At 45.3% G+C, this 22,027-nt stretch carries 20 protein-coding genes, 2 tRNA genes and 2 other RNA genes; 1 reads left to right on the top strand and 23 read right to left on the bottom strand.

All coding sequences use genetic code 11. From position 1 onward, the window contains the following. The 23 genes from AAC855_RS08265 to sdhC all read right to left on the bottom strand — a co-directional run. A non-coding RNA gene (locus AAC855_RS08265) (RtT sRNA) lies at positions 1–90 on the bottom strand; the annotation flags it as partial. Between the two features lie 40 nt (positions 91–130). Further along, positions 131–260, bottom strand: a non-coding RNA gene (locus AAC855_RS08270) — RtT sRNA. A 40-nt stretch (positions 261–300) separates the two neighbouring features. Next, a tRNA-Lys gene (locus AAC855_RS08275) sits at positions 301–376 on the bottom strand. A gap of 31 nt (positions 377–407) precedes the next feature. Next, positions 408–483 (bottom strand) — tRNA-Lys (locus AAC855_RS08280). Positions 484–645: 162 nt separating this feature from the next. Then, the gene (gene cpoB / locus AAC855_RS08285) at positions 646–1,413 is read right to left on the bottom strand and encodes a cell division protein CpoB (RefSeq protein WP_340609124.1); all 768 of its coding nucleotides are present in this window, start codon (positions 1,411–1,413) and stop codon (positions 646–648) included. A gap of 9 nt (positions 1,414–1,422) precedes the next feature. Then, positions 1,423–1,929 carry a peptidoglycan-associated lipoprotein Pal gene (gene pal / locus AAC855_RS08290; protein ID WP_340609125.1) on the bottom strand — a complete coding sequence of 169 codons (507 nt, stop codon included), beginning with the start codon at positions 1,927–1,929 and terminating at the stop codon, positions 1,423–1,425. A 43-nt stretch (positions 1,930–1,972) separates the two neighbouring features. Further along, positions 1,973–3,280, bottom strand: coding sequence for a Tol-Pal system beta propeller repeat protein TolB (gene tolB, locus AAC855_RS08295; protein WP_340609234.1), 1,308 nt, complete (start codon positions 3,278–3,280; stop codon positions 1,973–1,975). Between the two features lie 169 nt (positions 3,281–3,449). Next, positions 3,450–4,523 carry a cell envelope integrity protein TolA gene (gene tolA, locus AAC855_RS08300; RefSeq protein WP_340609126.1) on the bottom strand — a complete coding sequence of 358 codons (1,074 nt, stop codon included), beginning with the start codon at positions 4,521–4,523 and terminating at the stop codon, positions 3,450–3,452. Between the two features lie 36 nt (positions 4,524–4,559). Beyond that, positions 4,560–4,991, bottom strand: a complete 432-nt coding sequence (gene tolR, locus AAC855_RS08305; protein WP_086953752.1) for a colicin uptake protein TolR — start codon at positions 4,989–4,991, stop codon at positions 4,560–4,562. A gap of 21 nt (positions 4,992–5,012) precedes the next feature. Then, positions 5,013–5,702, bottom strand: a complete 690-nt coding sequence (gene tolQ, locus AAC855_RS08310; RefSeq protein ID WP_340609127.1) for a Tol-Pal system protein TolQ — start codon at positions 5,700–5,702, stop codon at positions 5,013–5,015. Then, positions 5,699–6,103 (bottom strand): tol-pal system-associated acyl-CoA thioesterase, encoded by a 405-nt coding sequence (ybgC, locus tag AAC855_RS08315; protein WP_339385651.1) that lies wholly within the window; start codon positions 6,101–6,103, stop codon positions 5,699–5,701. Before ybgC ends, tolQ begins: the two co-directional genes overlap by 4 nt. A gap of 124 nt (positions 6,104–6,227) precedes the next feature. Beyond that, positions 6,228–6,518 carry a cyd operon protein YbgE gene (ybgE, locus tag AAC855_RS08320; RefSeq protein WP_340609128.1) on the bottom strand — a complete coding sequence of 97 codons (291 nt, stop codon included), beginning with the start codon at positions 6,516–6,518 and terminating at the stop codon, positions 6,228–6,230. Continuing rightward, positions 6,518–6,634: a cytochrome bd-I oxidase subunit CydX gene (gene cydX / locus AAC855_RS08325; RefSeq protein ID WP_099109110.1), complete on the bottom strand. Its 117-nt coding sequence runs from the start codon at positions 6,632–6,634 to the stop codon at positions 6,518–6,520. Before cydX ends, ybgE begins: the two co-directional genes overlap by 1 nt. Before the next feature lie 13 nt (positions 6,635–6,647). Further along, positions 6,648–7,787 (bottom strand): cytochrome d ubiquinol oxidase subunit II, encoded by a 1,140-nt coding sequence (gene cydB / locus AAC855_RS08330; protein WP_340609129.1) that lies wholly within the window; start codon positions 7,785–7,787, stop codon positions 6,648–6,650. Positions 7,788–7,801: 14 nt separating this feature from the next. Continuing rightward, on the bottom strand, positions 7,802–9,388 hold the full coding sequence (gene cydA / locus AAC855_RS08335; RefSeq protein WP_340609130.1) for a cytochrome ubiquinol oxidase subunit I: 1,587 nt from the start codon (positions 9,386–9,388) through the stop codon (positions 7,802–7,804). A 641-nt stretch (positions 9,389–10,029) separates the two neighbouring features. Further along, complete coding sequence (gene sucD / locus AAC855_RS08340) at positions 10,030–10,905, bottom strand: succinate--CoA ligase subunit alpha (RefSeq protein WP_340609131.1); 876 nt, start codon at positions 10,903–10,905, stop codon at positions 10,030–10,032. After that, the gene (gene sucC / locus AAC855_RS08345) at positions 10,905–12,071 is read right to left on the bottom strand and encodes an ADP-forming succinate--CoA ligase subunit beta (RefSeq protein ID WP_099109106.1); all 1,167 of its coding nucleotides are present in this window, start codon (positions 12,069–12,071) and stop codon (positions 10,905–10,907) included. The genes sucD and sucC overlap by 1 nt, the downstream gene beginning before the upstream one ends. 230 nt (positions 12,072–12,301) lie before the next feature. Continuing rightward, on the bottom strand, positions 12,302–13,516 hold the full coding sequence (gene odhB, locus AAC855_RS08350) for a 2-oxoglutarate dehydrogenase complex dihydrolipoyllysine-residue succinyltransferase (RefSeq protein WP_340609132.1): 1,215 nt from the start codon (positions 13,514–13,516) through the stop codon (positions 12,302–12,304). A gap of 14 nt (positions 13,517–13,530) precedes the next feature. Beyond that, positions 13,531–16,338, bottom strand: a complete 2,808-nt coding sequence (gene sucA / locus AAC855_RS08355) for a 2-oxoglutarate dehydrogenase E1 component (RefSeq protein ID WP_340609133.1) — start codon at positions 16,336–16,338, stop codon at positions 13,531–13,533. A gap of 415 nt (positions 16,339–16,753) precedes the next feature. Then, positions 16,754–17,470, bottom strand: a complete 717-nt coding sequence (locus AAC855_RS08360; RefSeq protein WP_099109102.1) for a succinate dehydrogenase iron-sulfur subunit — start codon at positions 17,468–17,470, stop codon at positions 16,754–16,756. A gap of 37 nt (positions 17,471–17,507) precedes the next feature. Beyond that, the gene (gene sdhA, locus AAC855_RS08365) at positions 17,508–19,274 is read right to left on the bottom strand and encodes a succinate dehydrogenase flavoprotein subunit (RefSeq protein ID WP_340609134.1); all 1,767 of its coding nucleotides are present in this window, start codon (positions 19,272–19,274) and stop codon (positions 17,508–17,510) included. Continuing rightward, positions 19,275–19,622 (bottom strand): succinate dehydrogenase membrane anchor subunit, encoded by a 348-nt coding sequence (sdhD, locus tag AAC855_RS08370; RefSeq protein ID WP_340609135.1) that lies wholly within the window; start codon positions 19,620–19,622, stop codon positions 19,275–19,277. After that, on the bottom strand, positions 19,616–20,005 hold the full coding sequence (sdhC, locus tag AAC855_RS08375; protein WP_340609235.1) for a succinate dehydrogenase cytochrome b556 subunit: 390 nt from the start codon (positions 20,003–20,005) through the stop codon (positions 19,616–19,618). Before sdhC ends, sdhD begins: the two co-directional genes overlap by 7 nt. A 645-nt stretch (positions 20,006–20,650) precedes the next feature. Here sdhC and AAC855_RS08380 point away from each other — a divergent pair. After that, positions 20,651–21,934 (top strand): citrate synthase, encoded by a 1,284-nt coding sequence (locus tag AAC855_RS08380; protein WP_340609136.1) that lies wholly within the window; start codon positions 20,651–20,653, stop codon positions 21,932–21,934. Positions 21,935–22,027 lie beyond the last annotated feature (93 nt).

Consider the following 22,027-nt stretch of genomic DNA (forward strand, 5'->3'; position numbering starts at 1 on the left):
TTCGGGCCAACGCTTATGCGTTGTTGTCTCGCTTCGCTCGGCTCGAACCTGCGACCAATTGATTAAAAGCCAACGGCTCTACGAACTGAGGTCATTGATTACTTGAAGAGTATTGGGTTGGTAATTTAGATGGTGGGTCGTGCAGGATGATTCGGCCTCCGGCCTCACCCTTCGGGCCAACGCTTATGCGTTGTTGTCTCGCTTCGCTCGGCTCGAACCTGCGACCAATTGATTAAAAGCCAACGGCTCTACGAACTGAGGTCATTGATTACTTGAAGAGTGTTGGGTTGGGAATTTAGATGGTGGGTCGTGCAGGATTCGAACCTGCGACCAATTGATTAAAAGTCAACTGCTCTACCGACTGAGCTAACGACCCATCTGGGATATATCTGAATTGAGGATTTAAATGGTGGGTCGTGCAGGATTCGAACCTGCGACCAATTGATTAAAAGTCAACTGCTCTACCGACTGAGCTAACGACCCATTTAAATCTTGCTTAGCAACACTATTACTTGCCAACGGCGGCATATATTACTGATTTCTCAGCGCGGCGCAACATTTATTTTATTAAAACCCGCTCAAGCGACTACTAATCACTCAATCATCCCCAAAAAGACCGATATATGACCTTTTGGGGGATAATTATTACATTCCAGCAATCTTTTTGGCGGCCATTTTTGCTGCGTTGGTACCGGGATATTGCTTAACTACCTGCTGATAAACTGCCTTAGCTTTATCCTTTTGTCCTTTTTCCTGCATAATCAAACCAACTTTATACAAGGAATCGCTGCTTTTTGATGACTTAGGGTAATTTTTCACCACAGTCGCAAAATAATAAGCCGCATCATCTTTCTTGCCTTTATTGTAATTCAGCTGACCTAACCAATAGTTGGCATTAGATAGGTATTTCGACTTAGGATACGCTTTGACAAAGTTTTGAAAAGCAACAATTGCCTTATCATATTCTTTGGTATTGATCGCCAAAGCAACAGCAGCGTCATAATCGCCCTTCTCACTGCCTGTACTCGTGGCAGCGGTCGGTTGATTATCTCCGCTTTTATCTACTGACGGACTGGCGTTATCAGTAGATTCAGAGCCTGAAGGGTTGGTGATTTTATCCAGTTGCTGATAAATGTCCTTCTGGCGCTCAATAACCTGATTTAATTGGTACTGATTTTCCTGAATCTGACCACGTAATGTATCAATATCACGCTGAGAATCAGCAAGCTGTTGCTGAAGTTGGGTTAATAACTGGCTGTGAGCGTCAGAAATACGCTCTAACTGGGAAAGGCGCTCATCGGTGGAGCCTGAGCCGACATTACTGATTGGCGCTCGGGCGGTAGCGGCCCAGGGAGCCGCTACGCCAACCAATAACGACAGACCCAATACAAAACGTCTGAAGTTACTGTTCATGCATTACTCTTAGTATACGATTACAGCGCGACGGTTTTTAGCGTATGCTGCTTCGTCATGACCCAGTACTGCTGGTTTTTCTTTACCGTAAGAAACAACAGCAAGCTGGCCAGCTGAAACGCCTTTGCCTTGCAGGTACATTTTAACTGCATTTGCACGACGCTCACCCAGAGCGATATTGTACTCAGGAGTACCACGCTCATCCGCATGACCTTCGATAGTCACTTTAACAGATGGATTGCTACGCAGGAATGCAGCATGTGCATCCAGCATCTGAGCGAATTCATTGTTGATGTCGTATTTATCGAAGCCGAAGTATACGATGTTGTGGTTTTGCAGTTCCTGCATTTGCTGACGTGCTAATTCTTCAGCAGACAGACCTGCTTTAGAAGAATTATCAACAGTGCTTACGCCTGACTGATCACTGTTACCATTTTTATTGGTATTACTACACGCTGCTACGGCCATGATTGGTAAAGCTAACATCAGCCCTTTTAGCACTTTGTTCAATTGCATCTCTTTGATCCTTTTATAGTTTGCCATACATACTTGTTATGCATCACAGATACGGCGACCAGGCAGGAGATTTCACCTGTCCATCAGTGGCCGGAAGACGCGCTTTGAAACGTCCGTCAGTCGAAACTAGCTGCAATACAGTCCCCAACCCTTGGGTGGAGCTATAAATAACCATAGTGCCGTTAGGTGCGATACTCGGCGTTTCATCTAGAAACGTATCTGTCAAAACCTGAACAGATCCCGTTACCAGATCCTGTTTGGCGATGTGCTGACTGCCACTCGCTGTGCTGACCATAACGATAAAAGTACCGTCAGGACTCACATCAGCGTCTTGGTTCTGTGAACCTTCCCAAGTCAGTCGTTGTGGAGCACCGCCATTAATATCAATTTTATATAACTGTGGGCGACCGCCCTGATCCGAAGTATAAACCAGCGTCTGATTATCCGGCATCCAGCTTGGCTCAGTATTGTTACTGCGACCATCTGTTATCTGACGCATTTGCCCTGAAGCTAAATCCATCACATATAAATTCAGGCTGCCCGTTTTAGATAATGCAAAAGCGAGCTTGGTGCCATCTGGGGAAAATGCCGGTGCACCGTTGTGACGAGGAAACGATGCAATCTGACGTACCGCTCCAGTTGCCAGTGTCTGGATCACCAGAGAAGAGTGCCCGCCTTCAAATGTCACATAAGCCAGTTGAGCACTATCTGGTGACCATGCCGGTGACATTAAAGGTGCTGGTGAACGATGCACGATATTTTCGTTATAGCCGTCATAGTCAGCAACACGCAGTTCATACGGGTATTTATCTGTGGCTGTTTTCGTCACGACATAAGCTATACGAGTCGCAAATGCCCCCTTGATGCCAGTCAATTTTTCAAATACTTCATTACTGACTGTGTGTGCAGCATAACGCAGCCATTTTTTATCAACTTGGAATTGATTCTGAGCCAATACCGAACCGGGCGTACCAACCACATCAACCAATTGATAAGAAACTAAATATTTACCATCAGCAGCAGGCTGAATCTGCCCGACAACCACTGAATCTATCCCAAGGGCAGACCATGCAGCAGGGGTAACTTCTGATGCCGTGGTAGGTTGTTGTGGCATACGATCCGCAGTGATGGGATTAAACTTCCCACTGTTTCTCAAATCAGCTGCAACAATAGAACCAATTGCTTCAGGTGGATTATCTGCCCCTGTCCATTTGAATGGTACAACACCAATAGGACGGGCTGAATCAACACCCTCTGTAATTTCAATGCGAACTTCCGCACGGGCAACTGTTGCCCACAGCAGCAGAAAGCCCAATAATGCCTTAAACGTCAGTTTAAAAGTTTGCTTCATCATCTCTCCCTTATCGCGATCACCATGCCCGCAATAATCCGCCGGATTCTAACAAACGCCAACAAACAAAACCAGATACCTAAATAAAATCTGATGATTTTGTTTACATAGATAAATTATCCGCAGTTTCACCTAATAAATTATCTATTATTACCAAATATTTACCTTACTATGGTTTAAAGTCTAGTGAGAAACTCTTGAAATGTTCATAAACCTCTTTACTTGGTGGGCGAGGCATTTTAGTTTGGTTAGCCACTGCTATTGCCGCTTGGCACAGGGCTGGATCGCCTCCATTAGCATGAATACTAATTAACATACCATCCGGTGCCAGTTTTATCGTCAAATCACAGGTGCGCCCTAAGAACAAACTCGGATCAATAAATTTACTCTGAATTGCCGCCCGAATTTGTCCTTTATAATTATTGATATCCGATTCAGAAACACCACTCTTTTTACCACCGCCTTTACCTGCTGCGGATGCTCCTCCCTGTTTAGGTGTATCGGAAGTCAGTCCTCCTAACAAATCATCGACTGTCTGAGCCTGTTTGGCTTCTTCAGCCTTAGCTTTCGCTTTTGCTTTGGCCTCTGCTTTGGCTTTAGCCGCTGCATCCGCTTTAGCTTTCTCTTCAGCCGCCGCTTTAGCTTTCGCTTCGGCTTCCGCTTTAGCTTTTGCCTCAGCCTCTGCTTTTGCCTTCGCTTCCGCTTCGGCTTTACGTTTCGCCGCTTCTTCAGCTTCTTTTCTGGCCTGAGCCTCAGCCTTTTGTCGAGCTTCTTCCTGTTCTTTCAGAATTCTTTCCTGCTCTGCTTTCGCTTTGGCTGCTGCTTCTTCTGCAATTTTCTGCTCTTGTCGAGCCTTAGCAGCGGCAGCATCAGCCTGTTTTTTCTGCTCTTGCGCAACCTGCTGTGCCTTTATCCGCTCTTCTTCCGCAGCTTTCAGGCGCTCTTGCTCTTCAGCCTGCTTAGCCCGCAATTCAGCGGCCTGTTGTTCGGCTTTTTTCTTCCGCTGCTGCTCAGCCAGTTTGGCATTAGCCTGTTGCTGTTGCTGCTGGTTATATTGTTGAACTACGGCATTTGGATCGACCATAACCGCATCAATAACTGTACCACCGACTCCACCACCGCCCATCTCAGTTTTTTGTTCTAAAGAGCCCCAAATCAGAAACCCGAACAAGATAATGTGAAAAATAACTGAAATAATAATGGCGCGATTTAGCCTGCTGTTTTGCTTGTTTGTCTTTCCCACGCTCGACATCCAGAAACTTTAAGTGTAAGCCGCCACTCAGGCGCCAATAGGCTGAGTCATTAAACCCACTGATTTCACTCCCGCCTGACGAAGCATATTCAGAGCCTTGATGACTTCATCATAAGGGACTTCTTTTGAACCCCCAATCAAGAAAATGGTTTTGGGGTTAGCTTTTATCAGAGTTTGAGCTTCAGCAATAATTTGTTGCTCTGGTAATAATTCCAGACGCTCCTGATTCACAACCATGTTGTACCGCCCTACCCCAGAAACCTCCACTATGACAGGTGGATTATCAGTACTGGAAACCGTTTTCGAATCCACTGAATCAGGTAGATCAACTTCTACGCTTTGCGTAATAATTGGTGCGGTTGCCATAAAAATCAGCAGTAAAACCAGTAACACGTCCAGCAAGGGAACGATATTGATTTCGGATTTTAGCTCACGTCTGCGACTGCGAGTGCGCGCCATTCGCTTTCCCCTTACTATTTATTACGACTTGTTAGTATTAGACACGAAAGCCTGACGGTGTAATATCGCCAGAAGTTCTTCCATAAAATTGTCGTAAGTTTGTTCCAGTTTATTGACACGCTGATTCAGACGGTTATAAGCCATAACAGCAGGGATAGCTGCAAACAGACCGATTGCGGTCGCAATCAGAGCCTCTGCGATACCGGGCGCAACCATCTGTAACGTTGCCTGCTTCACTGACCCCAACGCAATAAAAGCATGCATAATTCCCCAGACAGTCCCGAACAGGCCGATATAAGGGCTGATGGAACCAACGGTGCCCAGAAATGGAATATGATTTTCCAGTGTTTCCAATTCACGGTTCATGGAAATACGCATAGCCCGCGAGGCTCCGGTAAGAATCGCTTCAGGCGCATGGCTATTTGCCTGATGTAAACGAGAAAATTCTTTAAAGCCAGAATAGAAAATTTGTTCAGTACCGCTTAATGAATCACGATGTGACTGACTCTCTTTATAAAGGCGAGACAATTCAATCCCAGACCAGAATTTATCCTCAAATGCTTCCACTTCACGGGTAGCGGAATTCAGAATTCTTGTTCTTTGAATAATAATCGCCCAAGAGACGACAGAAAAACCAATCAGAATTAACATGATCAGCTGTACTAAAAAGCCTGCCTTCAGGAATAAATCTAGGATGTTCATGTCAGTCACTGCTTAAACTCCGCGACAATAGACTTTGGAAGCGCAATAGGCTTCATTTGAGATGAATTTACGCAGACAACCAGACATTCTGCGTTACTGATAACTACATCATTACAATCAATTATCCGTTGAGTAAATGTCAGCGAAGCACCGCGGATATTCGTCACTTCGCACTCCACAACCAGCTGATCATCTAATCTGGCTGGCTTCCGGTAGTCAACGGTCATGCGACTGACAACAAAACCAATTTGTTCATCCAACATATACTTTTGGTGAAAGCCCTTATCACGCAACATTTCTGTGCGGGCTCTTTCATAAAAAGCCAGATATTGAGCGTGATAGACCACACCACTAGCATCTGTGTCTTCGTAATAAACACGGATAGGCCAACGGAACAACATATTACTCACACATAATCCTAATCAGACTAATTGACGCAGCCACTATACTTAAGACAATAGCGCTTTGGAATGACTTGTTATTAAACTAGTCAAAAAAATTTATGGGCCAGTGTCCTATAAAATTACAAATAGTTTACTTAAAGAAATGATATAAGCCAAAAATAAGGATTAAAAGTGCGGGTAATGGATGAAAGAAGAAACGCCAGACGAAATGTTTAGGATTAAACCCGACACCGAAAATAACCCCGGAACAAATTGCCCAAATCAGAAAAATACCTTGCCATATCATTAACGAACTGGTGTTCGATGCAAATCTGGTCGAATCCCACAAGATGCATGCAGCCAGTCCCAAAGCCATAATGAGGATAAGGGCCCTCAACAGGCCCTTATTCATTATTAGCTGATAAAGTCTATCAACCAACATTATTTTTTGTCACTCTCAGTTACTTTTTTTGACTCACTGTGCTCAAGAGCTAAAGCCGCAATAATGGCAAAACTACAAGCTAAGAGCGTTCCGAGAATCCAGGCAAAATACCACATGTGCTATGCTCCTTTAGTACAGTGAATGTTTGTTGTTTTCAATGTAACTCTTATCCAAACGGCCGAAGGTTTTATAGTAACACCAGATGGTGTATGACAAAACAATCGGAACGAAGATAAGTGCAACAACGAACATAATTTGTAGTGTCCACTGACTGGATGTTGCATCCCACATGGTCAGACTGACATTCGGATCAAGGCTTGATGGCATCACAAACGGGAACATAGATATCCCTGCGGTCAAAATAATGCAGGCAACCGTCAATGATGAGAACAGGAAAGCCCACGCACCTTTATCCAGTTTGGTGGCTAGCATAGTCAACAGAGGGAAAACCACACCCAGTGCAGGTATCGCCCACAATATCGGCTGGTTATTAAAGTTGATCAGCCATGCCCCTGCCTGTTGAACCACTTCTTTATGTAATGGGTTAGATACGCCGTTTACATCCAGACCGCCAGTTACAACATAACCATCGATACCGTAAATCAGCCATACACCCGCCAGTAAGAAAGCCACAGCTGTGATTAACGCACAAACCTGTGTCGCAGTACGGGAACGCAGGTGTAATTCACCTGTAGTACGCATTTGCAGGTAAGTGGCTCCCTGCGTAATGATCATCATCAAACTGACAATACCGGCGAGAAGGCCATAAGGGTTTAGTAACCCGAAGAATGACCCTTCATAAGATACGCGTAAATAAGAATCTACCGCCAGTGGCACACCCTGTAGCAAGTTCCCGAATGCAACACCAATCACTAATGGTGGTACAAAACTGCCGACAACAATGCCCCAATCCCACATATTACGCCATTTTCTGTCTTCCAGTTTTGAGCGATAGTCAAAACCGACCGGACGGAAGAACAGAGCCGCCAGTACCAGAATCATCGCGACGTAGAAACCGGAGAAAGCAGCAGCATATACCATTGGCCAGGCAGCAAATAATGCCCCCCCGGCTGTGATTAACCACACCTGATTGCCATCCCAGTGAGGTGCCACAGAGTTAATCATGATACGGCGTTCAGTGTCGTTTCTGCCAATAACCCGCAACAGGATACCAACACCCATGTCAAAACCATCGGTCACTGCAAACCCGATTAGCAACACACCAATCAGCAGCCACCATATAAATCGTAATACTTCATAATCAAGCATAAGTGGACTCCCGCTTACTCAATACTGTTCACTGAAGAATTCTTCGTTGAAGAAACGGCTTTTTGTTCAAAATGATAACGCCCTGTTTTGAGGCTACTTGGACCAAGACGGGCAAATTTGAACATCAGGAACATTTCAGCAATCAAGAACAAGGTGTACAGACCACAAATCAGTGCCATTGAGAAAATCAGATCCCCGACACTACGTGTCGAAGCGGCAACTGCGGTTGGTAATACTTCACCAATTGCCCACGGCTGACGGCCATACTCTGCAACAAACCAGCCTGCTTCAACAGCAATCCACGGCAATGGGATACTGAACAGGGCTGCGCGCAACAACCATTTCTGCTGACCGATACGGTTACGGATAACGCTGAAGAATGCCAGGCCAATAACTAACAACATGATAAAGCCACAGGCAACCATGATACGGAATGCAAAATAGAGTGGAGCTACACGTGGAATAGAGTCTTTCGTCGCGGCTTTGATCTGCTCTTCTGTCGCGTTTGTTACCTCTGGAGTGTAACGTTTGACCAGCATACCGTAGCCAAGATCTTTCTTACTTTCATTGAATGCGCTACGTACTGCCGGATCAGTATTACCTGCCCGCAATTCTTCCAGCAACTCATAAGCTTTAAGGCCGTTACGGATACGTTGCTCATGCTGACTCATCAAGTCGCGCAGACCAATAACAGGAGTATCAGTTGAGCGGGTCGCTATAAGACCTAAGACATAAGGAATATGGATGGAATATTTATTTTCCATCTTATCCTGATCAGGAATACCTATCAGTGTGAATGCAGCCGGAGGTGCCTGTGTTTCCCATTCTGCTTCAATCGCAGCCAGTTTGGTTTTTTGTACGTCCCCCATTTCGTATCCGGATTCATCACCCAGTACAATGACAGACAATACTGCGGCAATACCAAAACTTGATGCAATTGCAAAAGAACGTTTAGCAAACGGAATATCCCGCCCTTTCAGCAGATAGTAGGAGCTTATCCCCAAGACGAAAACCGCGCCTGTCACATAGCCAGCAGCAACAGTATGAACGAATTTCACCTGAGCAACAGGGTTCAGCACAAGCTCGCTAAAGCTCACCATTTCCATACGCATGGTTTCAAAATTGAAATCAGATGCAATCGGGTTTTGCATCCAGCCATTCGCAATCAGAATCCATAAAGCAGAGAAGTTAGAACCTAATGCAACCAGCCATGTTACCGCCAGATGCTGTTTCTTGCTGAGGCGATCCCAACCGAAAAAGAATAAACCAACAAAGGTGGATTCAAGGAAGAAAGCCATCAGGCCTTCAATGGCTAATGGTGCACCAAAAATATCACCAACGTAATGTGAGAAATATGACCAGTTTGTTCCGAACTGGAACTCCATAGTCAAACCTGTTGCAACACCCAGAGCAAAGTTAATACCAAATAACTTACCCCAGAATTTCGTCATATCTTTATAGATTTGCTTGCCAGACAGGACATATACCGTTTCCATTATCGCAAGCAAGAACGCCATGCCGAGCGTCAATGGTACGAATAGGAAGTGGTACATAGCAGTTAAGGCAAACTGTAATCGTGACAGTTCGACAATATCAAACATCTTGACTCCTTGCTCCTAGCAGGAAGACACCGACTTGCGGCAACCCGACTTCATAAAATGAAAGTCTCGTAACTACCAGCAATAAATGCCTCAAACACAACAACAAATTATTAAGTAAATCAAATCCAGTATAAATCTCAATAATATTACGCCTATATTCACACACAATAAATAGCTTTTACGTGACTCAGACTAGAATTCTGAATATAGATCAATAGTGCCGTTCATTTATGAGGTAATATCTCTTTATTCTAGATCAATTAAATCAAATTAAGCGAACAGATTTTATAGTAATAAATTGATTTTAGTCATTTTTTTCATTCTCTTGTTAAGTATAACCGCTATTATTTCATTACAGTTGATTTAGTGTTAATTATTTGTTGCCAATAATGTCTGTTAATATATTTTTTGCTGTGAAAAGCATTATAAAATTAACTTTTCATTTTCATTATTAGAAAAATATATTTTTTTAGCATTTATAATTAAATTAATCGATTAAATAGCGCTTTCTAAAAACAAGTTAAATTTAATTTAAAAATATCACTCTGTATAAAAATACTAACCTACTGTTTATATTATAAATAAAAATAAAAAGGCTGCTTAAAAGCAGCCTTTTTCTATAAAAATAGCTTATTCTGAGACTATTTTCCTGCCAATAAACCTTTTACTGCATCTCCGATGTCAGCAAGGCTACGAACAGTCTTCACACCTGCGGCTTCCAACGCTGCGAATTTCTCATCCGCAGTACCTTTACCACCTGCGATAATCGCACCAGCATGCCCCATACGCTTACCTTTAGGTGCTGTCACACCAGCGATGTAAGCAACGACAGGTTTCGTAACATGCTCTTTGATGTATGCAGCAGCTTCTTCTTCTGCTGTCCCACCAATTTCGCCGATCATAACGATAGCTTCAGTTTGTGGATCCTGCTGGAACAATTTCAGGATATCGATGAAGTTTGAACCAGGAATTGGGTCACCACCGATACCAACACAGGTAGATTGACCTAATCCCGCATCAGTGGTCTGTTTCACGGCTTCATATGTCAACGTCCCTGAACGGGATACAATACCCACTTTCCCTGCTTTATGAATGTGACCAGGCATAATACCGATCTTACATGCATCCGGAGTAATCACACCCGGGCAGTTAGGGCCGATCATACGAACGCCAACTTCATCCAGTTTTACCTTAACCGTCAGCATATCCAGCGTTGGAATACCTTCAGTGATGGTAATAATCAGTTTAATGCCAGCTTCAATGGCTTCCAGAATGGAGTCTTTACAGAATGGTGCCGGTACATAAATAACAGAGGCTGTTGCACCTGTTGCTTCAACCGCTTCACGAACGGTATTAAACACAGGCAGACCAAGGTGCTCGGTGCCACCTTTACCCGGTGTAACACCACCAACCATCTGAGTACCGTAAGCAATCGCCTGTTCTGAGTGGAAAGTGCCCTGACTACCCGTAAAACCCTGACAAATCACTTTGGTGTTTTTATCGATTAAAATAGACATTATTTATTCCCCGCTGCTGCGACTGCCTGTTTAGCTGCGTCTGTCAAACTGGTTGCTGCTATAATGTTCAAGCCACTATCAGCCAGTTTTTTCGCACCCAGTTCAGCATTGTTTCCTTCCAGACGAACAACTACCGGTACGTGAACACCAACTTCTTCCACAGCACCAATAATACCATCGGCAATCAGGTCACAACGGACGATCCCACCAAAGATATTTACCAAGACAGCTTTCACATTTTCATCTGACAGGATGATTTTAAATGCCTCAGTAACACGCTCTTTTGTTGCGCCACCACCAACATCAAGGAAGTTAGCAGGTGCACCACCGTGCAGTTTGACAATGTCCATCGTGCCCATTGCCAGACCAGCACCATTTACCATACAGCCAATGTTGCCATCCAATGCAACATAATTCAGTTCCCATTGTGCAGCCTGAGCTTCACGTGGATCTTCCTGTGAAGGATCGTGCATTTCACGCAGTTCGGCCTGACGGAACATCGCGTTACCATCTGCGCCCAACTTTCCATCCAAACAGATAAGATCACCTTCAGTTGTAATAACCAGCGGGTTAATTTCAACCAGAGCCAGATCACGCTCAAGGAAAAGGTTTGCCAATCCCATGAAAATCTTGGTGAATTGGCCGACTTGTTTACCAGTCAAACCTAACTTGAACGCCAGTTCACGGCCTTGATAGGGCATAGGGCCAGCCAGTGGGTCGATGATTGCTTTATGAATCAGTTCGGGCGTTTCTTCCGCCACTTTTTCTATTTCGACGCCACCTTCGGTAGAGGCCATGAACACTACACGACGTGTACCACGGTCAACAACAGCCCCGAGATACAGCTCCTTAGCAATATCAGTCGCTCCTTCTACCAGAATCTGATGAACAGGTTGGCCCTGTGCGTCAGTCTGATAAGTTACCAGCCGTTTACCCAGCCATTGTTCAGCAAAAGCACGAATATCTTCCTTGCTATTGACGACTTTCACACCACCAGCCTTACCGCGACCGCCTGCATGAACCTGACATTTAACGACCCAAGGACCTGAACCAATCTTGGATGCTGCTTCTTCTGCTTCGCGCGGCGTTGTGCAGGCATAACCAGCTGGTGCTGGTAAACCATACCGTGCAAAAAGTTGTTTTGCCTGATACTCGTGTAAATTCATGATGTTCTATCCATAATTTAATCTAAGAAAGGTAATTAACCTTCTATACCTGCGTACCACAAGCTACAGCCTTATTTACTGCATTTCGAAATTCACAGGGTATATTTTGTTGCTCGGATATGGCCAGCCCGAAGGCTGACCGCATGGTTTGTTACATCAACACTTTTTACATCAACATCGTTGTACTTCAGACTGGGCGGAATTTAACACCCTCCGCCCTGATGGTGATGCTATACATCCAGCAACAAACGTGTTGGATCTTCCAGCATTTCCTTGATGGTCACCAGGAAGCCTACTGACTCACGTCCGTCAATCAGACGATGGTCATAAGACAGTGCCAGATACATCATCGGAAGGATCTCAACCTGACCATTGACTGCCATTGGGCGATCTTTGATAGCATGCATGCCCAGAATCGCACTTTGTGGTGGGTTAATGATCGGAGTGGACATCAGAGAACCGAAAACACCGCCATTAGTAATGGTGAAGTTACCACCGGTGAGTTCATCAACAGTCAATTTACCGTCACGGCCTTTAATAGCCAGCTCTTTGATGCTTTTTTCGAGATCAGCCATGCTCAGGGCATCTGCATCACGTAATACTGGAGTTACCAGACCACGAGGAGTCGATACCGCAATGCTGATATCAAAATAGTTGTGGTAAACCACGTCAGTGCCATCAATTGAAGCATTCACTTCCGGATAACGTTTCAGTGCTTCAACAACAGCTTTCACATAGAAGGACATAAAGCCCAGACGAACGCCATGACGTTTTTCAAACGCATCACCGTATTGCTTACGCAGTTCCTGAATTGGCTTCATGTTGACTTCATTGAAAGTCGTCAACATCGCCGTATTGTTCTTCGCTTCAAGCAGACGTTCAGCTACACGCTTACGTAAACGCGTCATTGGTACGCGTTTTTCACTGCGGTGAGACGACAATTCGGACTGCTGAGCGGCTGGCGCAGCAGGTTTCGCGTTCTCTTTTTTGTTCGCAGCGATATATTTTTCTACGTCTTCACGCACAATACGGCCACCGACACCACTGCCTTTAATCGCAGCCGGATCCAAATCGTGCTCTGCAATCAGACGACGGACTGCCGGGCTAAGAGCATCGTTACTCTCATCTTCCAAAGAAGCCGTCTGGCGCTGTGCCGGAGTTGCTTCAGTTGTTTCTTTCACCGCAGCAGGCATGCCAGCACTGTTACTCAGGCTAATACGACCAAGCAATTGCTTAGACAATACAGTGGCGCCTTCTTCTTCCAAAATAGCTTCCAGAACACCTGCTTCACTTGCTGGTACTTCTAAAATCACTTTGTCAGTTTCAATTTCAACCAGGATGTCATCACGCTCTACAGCATCACCCGGTTTTTTATGCCATGTTGCAACAGTGGCATCCGCAACAGATTCAGGAAGGTCTGGAACCAGAATTTCTACGCTACTCATTTTCTATCCTTAATTTATTCAACGTTCAGTGCGTCATTAACCAGAGCTTGCTGTTGCTTCTGGTGAACAGACGTATAGCCCACAGCCGGGGAAGCAGAAGCCGGACGCCCTGCATAACGTAAAGAAGCCCCAAATGGGATCGCTTCACGGAAATTATGTTGACTGCAATACCAAGCCCCTTGGTTCAGAGGTTCTTCCTGACACCAAACGAAATCATGAACATGAGCATACTGCTCAAACAGATTTTGCAAGTCTTGACGAGGGAATGGATATAGCTGCTCAATACGAACAATGGCAACATCGCTCTGTTCATTCTTACGACGCTGCTCCAGCAGATCGTAATAAACTTTACCGGAGCAAAGTACAACGCGTTTCACACCTTTCGGATCCAAAGCATCAACTTCGCCAATCACTGTCTCAAACTTACCGTCAGCCAGTTCATCCAGACTGGATACTGCCAATGGATGGCGCAACAGTGACTTAGGTGACATAACGATCAGAGGACGACGCATACCACGCAGAGCCTGACGACGCAGCATGTGATAAACCTGAGCCGGAGTTGACGGCACACATACCTGCATGTTCTGTTCTGCACACAATTGCAGATAACGCTCCAGACGTGCTGATGAGTGCTCTGGGCCTTGCCCTTCATACCCATGAGGCAGCAACATGACCAGACCACACATACGGCCCCATTTCTGTTCCCCAGAGCTGATGAACTGGTCAATAACGACCTGTGCTACGTTAGCAAAATCACCAAACTGAGCTTCCCAGATGGTCAGCGTGCGTGGCTCTGTTGTTGCATAACCGTATTCAAACGCCAATACTGCTTCTTCAGACAGCACGGAATCCCATACGTTAAATACGCCCTGACCATTGTGAACATTTGCCAGAGGCACATAAACAGAGGCATCAGTCTGATTATGAATAACCGCATGACGGTGGAAGAATGTACCACGACCAGCATCTTCACCGGACAGACGTACCGGAACACCTTCATCAACCAGAGTTGCATACGCCAGTGTTTCTGCCGCGCCCCAGTCAAATAATTTGTTTCCATTAGCCATTTCTGCACGGTCAGAGTAGATTTTCGCAACGCGGGAATGCATTGCGACCTCAGCCGGAATGGAGCTGATACGTTTGCCCAGATCTTGCAAGCGCTTCATATCCACCTGATGTGGATACTCTGCATCCCATTCATGGTTCAGGTAAGGTTCCCATGTGAAGGAATGCAGGCCCATTGGACGCCATTCATCCACGACACAATCACCATGATCTAATGCATCACGATATAAGTTGGCCATTTCGGTGACATCGTTAGGTGCCAACAAACTTTCTGCGATAAGTTTATCTGCGTAGATTTTACGTGGTGTTGGGTGTTTCTTGATTTTCTGATACATCAAAGGCTGAGTTGCGCTTGGCTCATCAGCTTCGTTATGTCCGTGACGACGGTAACAAACCAAATCAATCATCACGTCACGTTTAAAGGTATTACGGAAATCCAGAGCCAGACGGGTTACGAAAGTAACGGCTTCCGGATCATCTGCGTTGACGTGGAAGATAGGTGCCTGAACCATCTTCGCAATATCAGTACAATATTCTGTTGAACGGGTATCTTTAGGATTAGAGGTTGTGAAACCAATCTGGTTGTTAACCACAATTCGAATTGTACCACCAACTTCATAGCCGCGCGCCTGAGACATGTTCAGTGTTTCCTGAACAATCCCCTGCCCTGTTACTGCTGAGTCACCATGAATGGTCACTGGCAGAACCATATTACTGCGGCCTTCATTGAGACGGTCACGGCGAGCACGTACAGAACCAATAACGACAGGGCTGACAATTTCAAGGTGAGAGGGGTTAAATGCCAGCGCCAGATGCACTGGTCCACCTTCAGTTTCGAAATCAGAAGAAAAACCCTGATGGTATTTCACGTCACCCGTGCCAAGGTGTTCTTTATGCTTACCAGCAAACTCGTCAAACAGATCCGCTGGTTTTTTACCAAATAAGTTGACCAGAACGTTGAGGCGCCCACGGTGAGCCATTCCCAGTACAACTTCACGAGTATCTTGTTTGCCTGCGTGACGGATAAGTTCTTTGAGCATTGGAATCAGCGCATCACCGCCTTCAAGGGAGAAACGTTTCGCCCCCGGGAACTTAGCACCTAAATAGCGTTCCAAACCTTCCGCTGCCGTCAGCTCTGCCAGAAAACGACGTTTTTCTTCTGTACTGAACTGTGAATCTACCGCCACAGATTCCAGACGCTGTTGGAGCCAGCGCTTTTCCTCTGTATTGGTGATATGCATATATTCCGCACCAATAGAGCCACAATAAATGCGCTTCAGGGCGTCATATAAATCAGCCAGTTTCATCGTCTCTTTGCCGATAGCAAATGAGCCTACGTTAAATGTTTCTTCAAAATCTGCTTTGGTTAAATTATGGAAAGCAGGATCGAGATCTGGTACAGGTTCCTGTTTCCATAATCCCAATGGATCAAGGTTCGCATTTTGATGACCGCGGAAGCGGAATGCGTTGATTAGCTGCAAAACCTTAACTTGTTTTGCATCCATTGCTGGATCGCTGACTGAAGTGTGGTAACGAGTGGCATCCTTTGCCAGACGACGGAAGTAATCACGTGTCTGTGAGTGAAGTTGTTCCCCGTGAAGTCCCGCATCCGGTAATTGTTGGAATATTTCTCTCCAACCTGCATCAACAGAATTAGGATCGGTTATATAGTCTTCATAGATTTGCTCTATGTAAGACTGGTTTGCACCAGCCAGAAAGCTTGAATCCAGCCAGTCCTTCATTGCACCGTTCTGCATTGTGATCCCTTAAGCTTCAAAAGCTTTAGTTTTCGCCGTGGTTAACAAATTCCGCTTTATTAAGCGGTGTTGGTAAAAGGTTCATTTGGACGTGCTTTATGCATGTTCTTTATTTGGGTTATCCTACCCTTCAAGGAACCTTTAAAAACTGACTCCAGTTTTTAAAGGTTCCTTATTTTACTGAAACATGCGCCGTCATTAGCAGCAGGCAATTTATCATCTTTCATTCTTTATGCCCTCCACCAGATTGATATTTATTTCAAAAATGTGGAGGGCAACCTTATATGCATTATTTGCACACAATTTATGTGTTATTTATGCACTATATCTTTTGTCTTTCAAGCCACTTCTTTGTTAGCCGCGATGCAGCTTGAAATCCATTAGATATATATATCGACCTATCAGTAATATTTAATTAAGCACTGTGTCTTAACAACATAGACTTAATATGACCAATCGCTTTTGTTGGATTCAGACCTTTAGGACATACATTGACGCAATTCATAATTCCATGACAACGGAACACACTGAATGCATCATTCAGACCGTCAAGTCGGGATGAAGTTTCAGTATCCCGGCTATCAATCAGGAAACGATATGCCGCTAACAGGCCCGCTGGCCCAATAAATTTATCCGGGTTCCACCAGAATGACGGACAAGACGTCGAACAGCAGGCACACAGGATACACTCATAAAGGCCATCCAGTTTTTCACGTTGCTCTGGTGATTGCAGGTGCTCACGCGCAGGAGGGTTTTTACCGTCATTAATTAAATAAGGACGGATTTTCTCATATTGCGCATAAAATTGCCCCATATCAACGACCAAATCACGGACAACAGGCAAACCCGGCAGCGGGCGGATAACAATTTTTTTATTTCCACGACGCAAGGCTGAAATGGATGTAATACAGGCCAAGCCATTTTTACCGTTCATATTCAAACCGTCGGAACCACATACACCTTCACGGCATGAACGGCGGAAAGACAAGGTTGGATCCTGTTCCTTCAACTGGATGAGGGCATCCAGCAGCATCATGTCACGCCCTTCTTCCGCTTCCAGCGTGTAATCCTGCATACGGGGTGCGTTGTCTACATCCGGATTATAACGATAAATTGAGAATTCAAGTTTCATAATCTATTTCTCCGCAACTGGAACATTGGCAACGCAATTAGTAAGAACGCACTTTCGGCGGGAAGGCTTCACGCAGTTTTGGCTGCATGTTAACTTCACGACGGGTCATGCTCTCAGTCTGCGGTAAATACAAGCTATGGCACAGCCAATTTGCATCGTCACGCTCTGGATAATCGAAGCGGCTGTGTGCCCCACGACTTTCTGTACGATAATTCGCAGCAACTGCCGTCGAATAAGCGGTTTCCATCAGGTTATCCAGTTCCAGACATTCGATACGCTGAGTATTGAATTCTGATGATGTATCATCCAGACGAGCATTGTGCAGACGTTCACGGATGACTTTCAGTTCATCCAACCCTCTCGCCATTGCATCCCCTTCACGGAATACAGAGAAGTTGTGCTGCATACAGGCCTGTAATGCTTTACGAATTTCAACCGGATCTTCACCTGAACGGGTATTATTCCAACGGTTCAGACGTTGCAGTGCTGCGTCAACATCAGACTCACTGGCATCACGGCTGGTTCCCTGCTCCATCAGGCACTCTTTCAGGTGCAGACCAGCAGAACGACCAAAGACCACCAAATCAAGTAAGGAGTTACCCCCCAGACGGTTTGCACCATGCACGGATACACAGGCAATTTCACCCACGGCAAACAGACCCGGAATGACAACATCTTCGCCTTTTTCATTGATAGTCAGAGCCTGACCGGTAATCTTGGTTGGAATACCCCCCATCATATAGTGACAGGTTGGGATCACCGGAATCGGTTCTTTTACAGGATCTACATGAGCAAAGGTACGGGACAATTCGAGGATACCCGGCAGACGGGATTCCAGAACATCTTTACCCAGATGATCCAGTTTCAGTTTCACGTGAGGTCCCCATGGGCCTTCACAGCCACGACCTTCACGAATTTCGATCATCATAGATCGAGCAACGACATCACGGCCAGCCAGATCTTTAGCATTTGGTGCGTAACGCTCCATAAAGCGCTCGCCATCTTTGTTCAGCAGATAACCACCTTCACCACGGCAGCCTTCTGTGACCAACACACCCGCACCTGCAATACCGGTCGGGTGGAATTGCCACATTTCCATATCCTGCACCGGAACACCGGCACGCAGAGCCATACCAACACCGTCACCTGTATTGATATGTGCATTTGTTGTGGATTGGAAAATACGGCCAGCACCACCTGTCGCCAGAATCGTTGCCTTGGCTTTGAAATAGACAACTTCACCTGTTTCGATACAGATAGCTGTACAGCCAACAATGGCTCCGTCCTGATTCTTGACTAAATCCAGAGAATACCACTCAGAGAAAATAGTCGTGTGGTTCTTCAGGTTCTGCTGGTACAGGGTATGAAGTAATGCATGGCCGGTACGGTCAGCCGCAGCCGCAGTACGGGCAGCCTGCTCACCACCAAAATTTCTGGATTGACCACCAAACGGGCGCTGATAAATTCGGCCATTATCCAGACGTGAGAATGGTAGCCCCATGTGTTCCAATTCGAGAATTGCTTCAGGACCGGTTTTACACATGTATTCGATGGCATCCTGATCGCCGATATAATCGGAACCTTTTACCGTGTCATACATGTGCCATTCCCAGTTATCTTCATGAGTGTTACCCAGAGCAACTGTAATACCACCCTGAGCAGAAACTGTATGGGATCGGGTAGGGAAAACTTTAGAAATCAGGGCGCAGGACAGGCCCATTTGTGAAATTTGCAGTGCAGCACGCATACCTGCGCCACCAGCACCAATAACAACAGCGTCAAACTCTCTTACCGGCAGTTTCATTTATACACCCCACACCACAATTGTTCCGTAAATCAAATAAGCCAACAGCGCAACAATAATGATCAGTTGCAATACCAGACGCAGTGCCAGTGGCTTTACATAATCCGTCAGCACCTGCCACATTCCAATCCATGCGTGGACTAAAATGGAAAGCAGAGCCAGTACGGTGAACACTTTTGTGAGAGAGAAGGAGAAAAAACCGCTCCAGACTTCATAGGTGATGTCTGACGTTGTTGCTACAAAACCAACTAAATAAAGAACATATAAAACAATAACGATTGCAGATGCACGTAACAACAGCCAGTCCTGAATCCCCGTGCGCCCCAATGCGGATGCGTTGCTTACCATACTAATACCCCGGCCAGAATAGACAGAATAACTGCGATCACGATTGCCACTTTAGCAGAAGTTCTACCAGCGGCGAGACTCTCTTCCAAGAGACCAAAGTCCATCAAAACATGGCGGATCCCACCACAAATGTGGTAACCCAACGCCGTTAATATCCCCCACAGGATAAATTTGGCGAAAAAGCCAGTCATGATTTCAGATGCATGCTGGAAGCCCTCTTGCGAAGACAGTGACATACCCAACAACCACAGCAGAATGCCGACTGCTATAAAGGTGATGACGCCTGAGATACGGTGCAAGATCGAAGCTATCGCGGAGACGGGTTGATTTATCGTCCGCAGATCGAGGTTGACAGGTCTTTGTTTTTTCACAATTTTGCCCACACAGCTTTTTTTATTTTCCATCCTCCGGCCCTGGGTGGGAATCAGACAGCGTTAAGAGGACACAAAGACACAACATAATTAAATTAACAATCCTTACTGTTTCAACAAACGTTGTGATTTGATTACGCTGGGTGCTCCTACATCAGGTAATCCGGAGACCTTAACGCAGTATAAGTACTTCACATTGTTATTACAATTCCCACACAATATGATTATTAACATTTAGCTTGAACAGTGAGTAAGATCACGCTTCAAACATTTATCATAAAAACCATTATCTTGTTTGACAAAGATTAAACATTTATCTTACATATATGACGGTGCATAATATCTACCGTCATTTTCCGATGAAAAAGTAAACTTCACGAAAAATGTGGGCTTTGTAAAAGTATCGTTACGACACAAAATGATAACATTTTATGTTAGAAATACTTTAGATTGACATCCGGAAACTTTTTAACAACCTGAACACTATTGTCGTCCGTAAAATGAGATTTCAGCATTAAATCGATACCCGACAGAAACAAAGGGTATATACAGCCTGATTTTTAATTCTCTCCGGTAGCACAATGCCGTCGGCGCAGTAAGGATTACGCCTATTTAGGTTGTTAGGGGTTATAAGAAACAAGCGCTAAGGAGATGTAAATGGCTGATAAAAAGGCTACGTTGACCATAAATGGTTCAGCTGCTATCGAACTAGACGTACTAACGCCAACCCTAGGCTCTGAAGTAATTGACGTTCGTACCCTCGGCTCAAAAGGCTTCTATACCTACGATCCCGGTTTCACTTCCACTGCCTCCTGCGAGTCGAAAATCACCTATATTGATGGCAATGAAGGCATTTTATTGCACCGTGGTTTTCCCATCGATCAGCTTGCAATGAAATCAACCTATCTGGAAGTTTGTTATATCCTGCTAAATGGCGAACCACCAACTCCTGAGGAGTATGAGAAATTCAAAACTACGGTGACTCGTCATACTATGATTCACGAACAGATTACCCGTCTGTTCCATGGTTTCCGTCGTGATTCCCACCCTATGGCTATACTCTGTGGTGTTACAGGCGCTCTTGCTGCCTTCTACCATGATGCGCTGGATGTTAATAATCCGCGCCACCGCGAAATCACCGCATACCGTCTCTTGTCTAAAATGCCAACGGTAGCGGCGATGTGTTACAAATACTCCGTTGGTCAGCCTTTTGTTTATCCGCGTAATGATCTCTCTTACGCCGGTAATTTCCTGTACATGATGTTCTCAACCCCCTGTGAGGAATATAAGGTCAACCCTGTATTAGAACGGGCAATGGATCGCATTTTTATTCTTCATGCAGACCACGAGCAGAATGCTTCAACTTCAACAGTCCGTACAGCAGGTTCTTCTGGCGCTAACCCATTTGCCTGTATTGCTGCGGGAATTGCATCACTGTGGGGGCCAGCACACGGCGGAGCGAATGAAGCTTGCCTGCGTATGCTGGAAGAGATTCAGACTGTCGATCATATTCCTGAGTTTATCGCCCGGGCCAAAGATAAAAACGACGCTTTCCGCCTGATGGGCTTTGGTCATCGCGTCTATAAAAACTATGACCCACGCGCAACAGTAATGCGTGAAACCTGCCATGAAGTGCTGGATGAACTTGGTCTGAATGACAGCCTGCTGGAAGTTGCCATGGAGCTGGAGCGCATTGCCCTGAATGACCCGTACTTCATTGAGAAGAAACTGTACCCGAATGTCGATTTCTACTCAGGTATTATTTTGAAAGCGATGGGAATTCCGTCATCCATGTTTACAGTGATCTTCGCTATTGCCCGCACAATCGGCTGGATTGCACACTGGAATGAAATGCATGATGAAGGTATGAGGATTGCTCGTCCTCGCCAACTGTATACTGGTCATACCGAACGGGATTTTAACAGTCAGTTAAAAAAATAATCTGACTGGTTCGCTGGCACACTTCACAATGAAGTGTGCATTTTACTGTACCTTAATGTCGGCTCTGCCATCACTATCGGCCTCCTGTCTGGC

Origin of the sequence: Xenorhabdus bharatensis (genome assembly GCF_037996705.1) — a bacterium.
In the GTDB taxonomy this organism is placed as follows: domain Bacteria; phylum Pseudomonadota; class Gammaproteobacteria; order Enterobacterales; family Enterobacteriaceae; genus Xenorhabdus; species Xenorhabdus bharatensis.

Bases quoted from the DNA above. Each gene is read 5' to 3' on its own strand.
- tolB (WP_340609234.1), bottom strand. From the start codon at position 3,280: ATGAAGCAAACTTTTAAACTGACGTTTAAGGCATTATTGGGCTTTCTG.
- cydB (WP_340609129.1), bottom strand. From the start codon at position 7,787: ATGCTTGATTATGAAGTATTACGATTTATATGGTGGCTGCTGATTGGT.
- odhB (WP_340609132.1), bottom strand. From the start codon at position 13,516: ATGAGTAGCGTAGAAATTCTGGTTCCAGACCTTCCTGAATCTGTTGCG.
- sucD (WP_340609131.1), bottom strand. From the start codon at position 10,905: ATGTCTATTTTAATCGATAAAAACACCAAAGTGATTTGTCAGGGTTTT.
- sdhD (WP_340609135.1), bottom strand. From the start codon at position 19,622: ATGGTAAGCAACGCATCCGCATTGGGGCGCACGGGGATTCAGGACTGG.
- cydX (WP_099109110.1), bottom strand. From the start codon at position 6,634: ATGTGGTATTTTGCCTGGATTCTCGGAACGCTCTTAGCTTGTAGTTTT.
- ybgE (WP_340609128.1), bottom strand. From the start codon at position 6,518: ATGTTGGTTGATAGACTTTATCAGCTAATAATGAATAAGGGCCTGTTG.
- cydA (WP_340609130.1), bottom strand. From the start codon at position 9,388: ATGTTTGATATTGTCGAACTGTCACGATTACAGTTTGCCTTAACTGCT.
- cpoB (WP_340609124.1), bottom strand. From the start codon at position 1,413: ATGAACAGTAACTTCAGACGTTTTGTATTGGGTCTGTCGTTATTGGTT.
- AAC855_RS08380 (WP_340609136.1), top strand. From the start codon at position 20,651: ATGGCTGATAAAAAGGCTACGTTGACCATAAATGGTTCAGCTGCTATC.
- AAC855_RS08360 (WP_099109102.1), bottom strand. From the start codon at position 17,470: ATGAAACTTGAATTCTCAATTTATCGTTATAATCCGGATGTAGACAAC.
- sdhA (WP_340609134.1), bottom strand. From the start codon at position 19,274: ATGAAACTGCCGGTAAGAGAGTTTGACGCTGTTGTTATTGGTGCTGGT.
- tolR (WP_086953752.1), bottom strand. From the start codon at position 4,991: ATGGCGCGCACTCGCAGTCGCAGACGTGAGCTAAAATCCGAAATCAAT.
- sucA (WP_340609133.1), bottom strand. From the start codon at position 16,338: ATGCAGAACGGTGCAATGAAGGACTGGCTGGATTCAAGCTTTCTGGCT.
- sucC (WP_099109106.1), bottom strand. From the start codon at position 12,071: ATGAATTTACACGAGTATCAGGCAAAACAACTTTTTGCACGGTATGGT.
- pal (WP_340609125.1), bottom strand. From the start codon at position 1,929: ATGCAATTGAACAAAGTGCTAAAAGGGCTGATGTTAGCTTTACCAATC.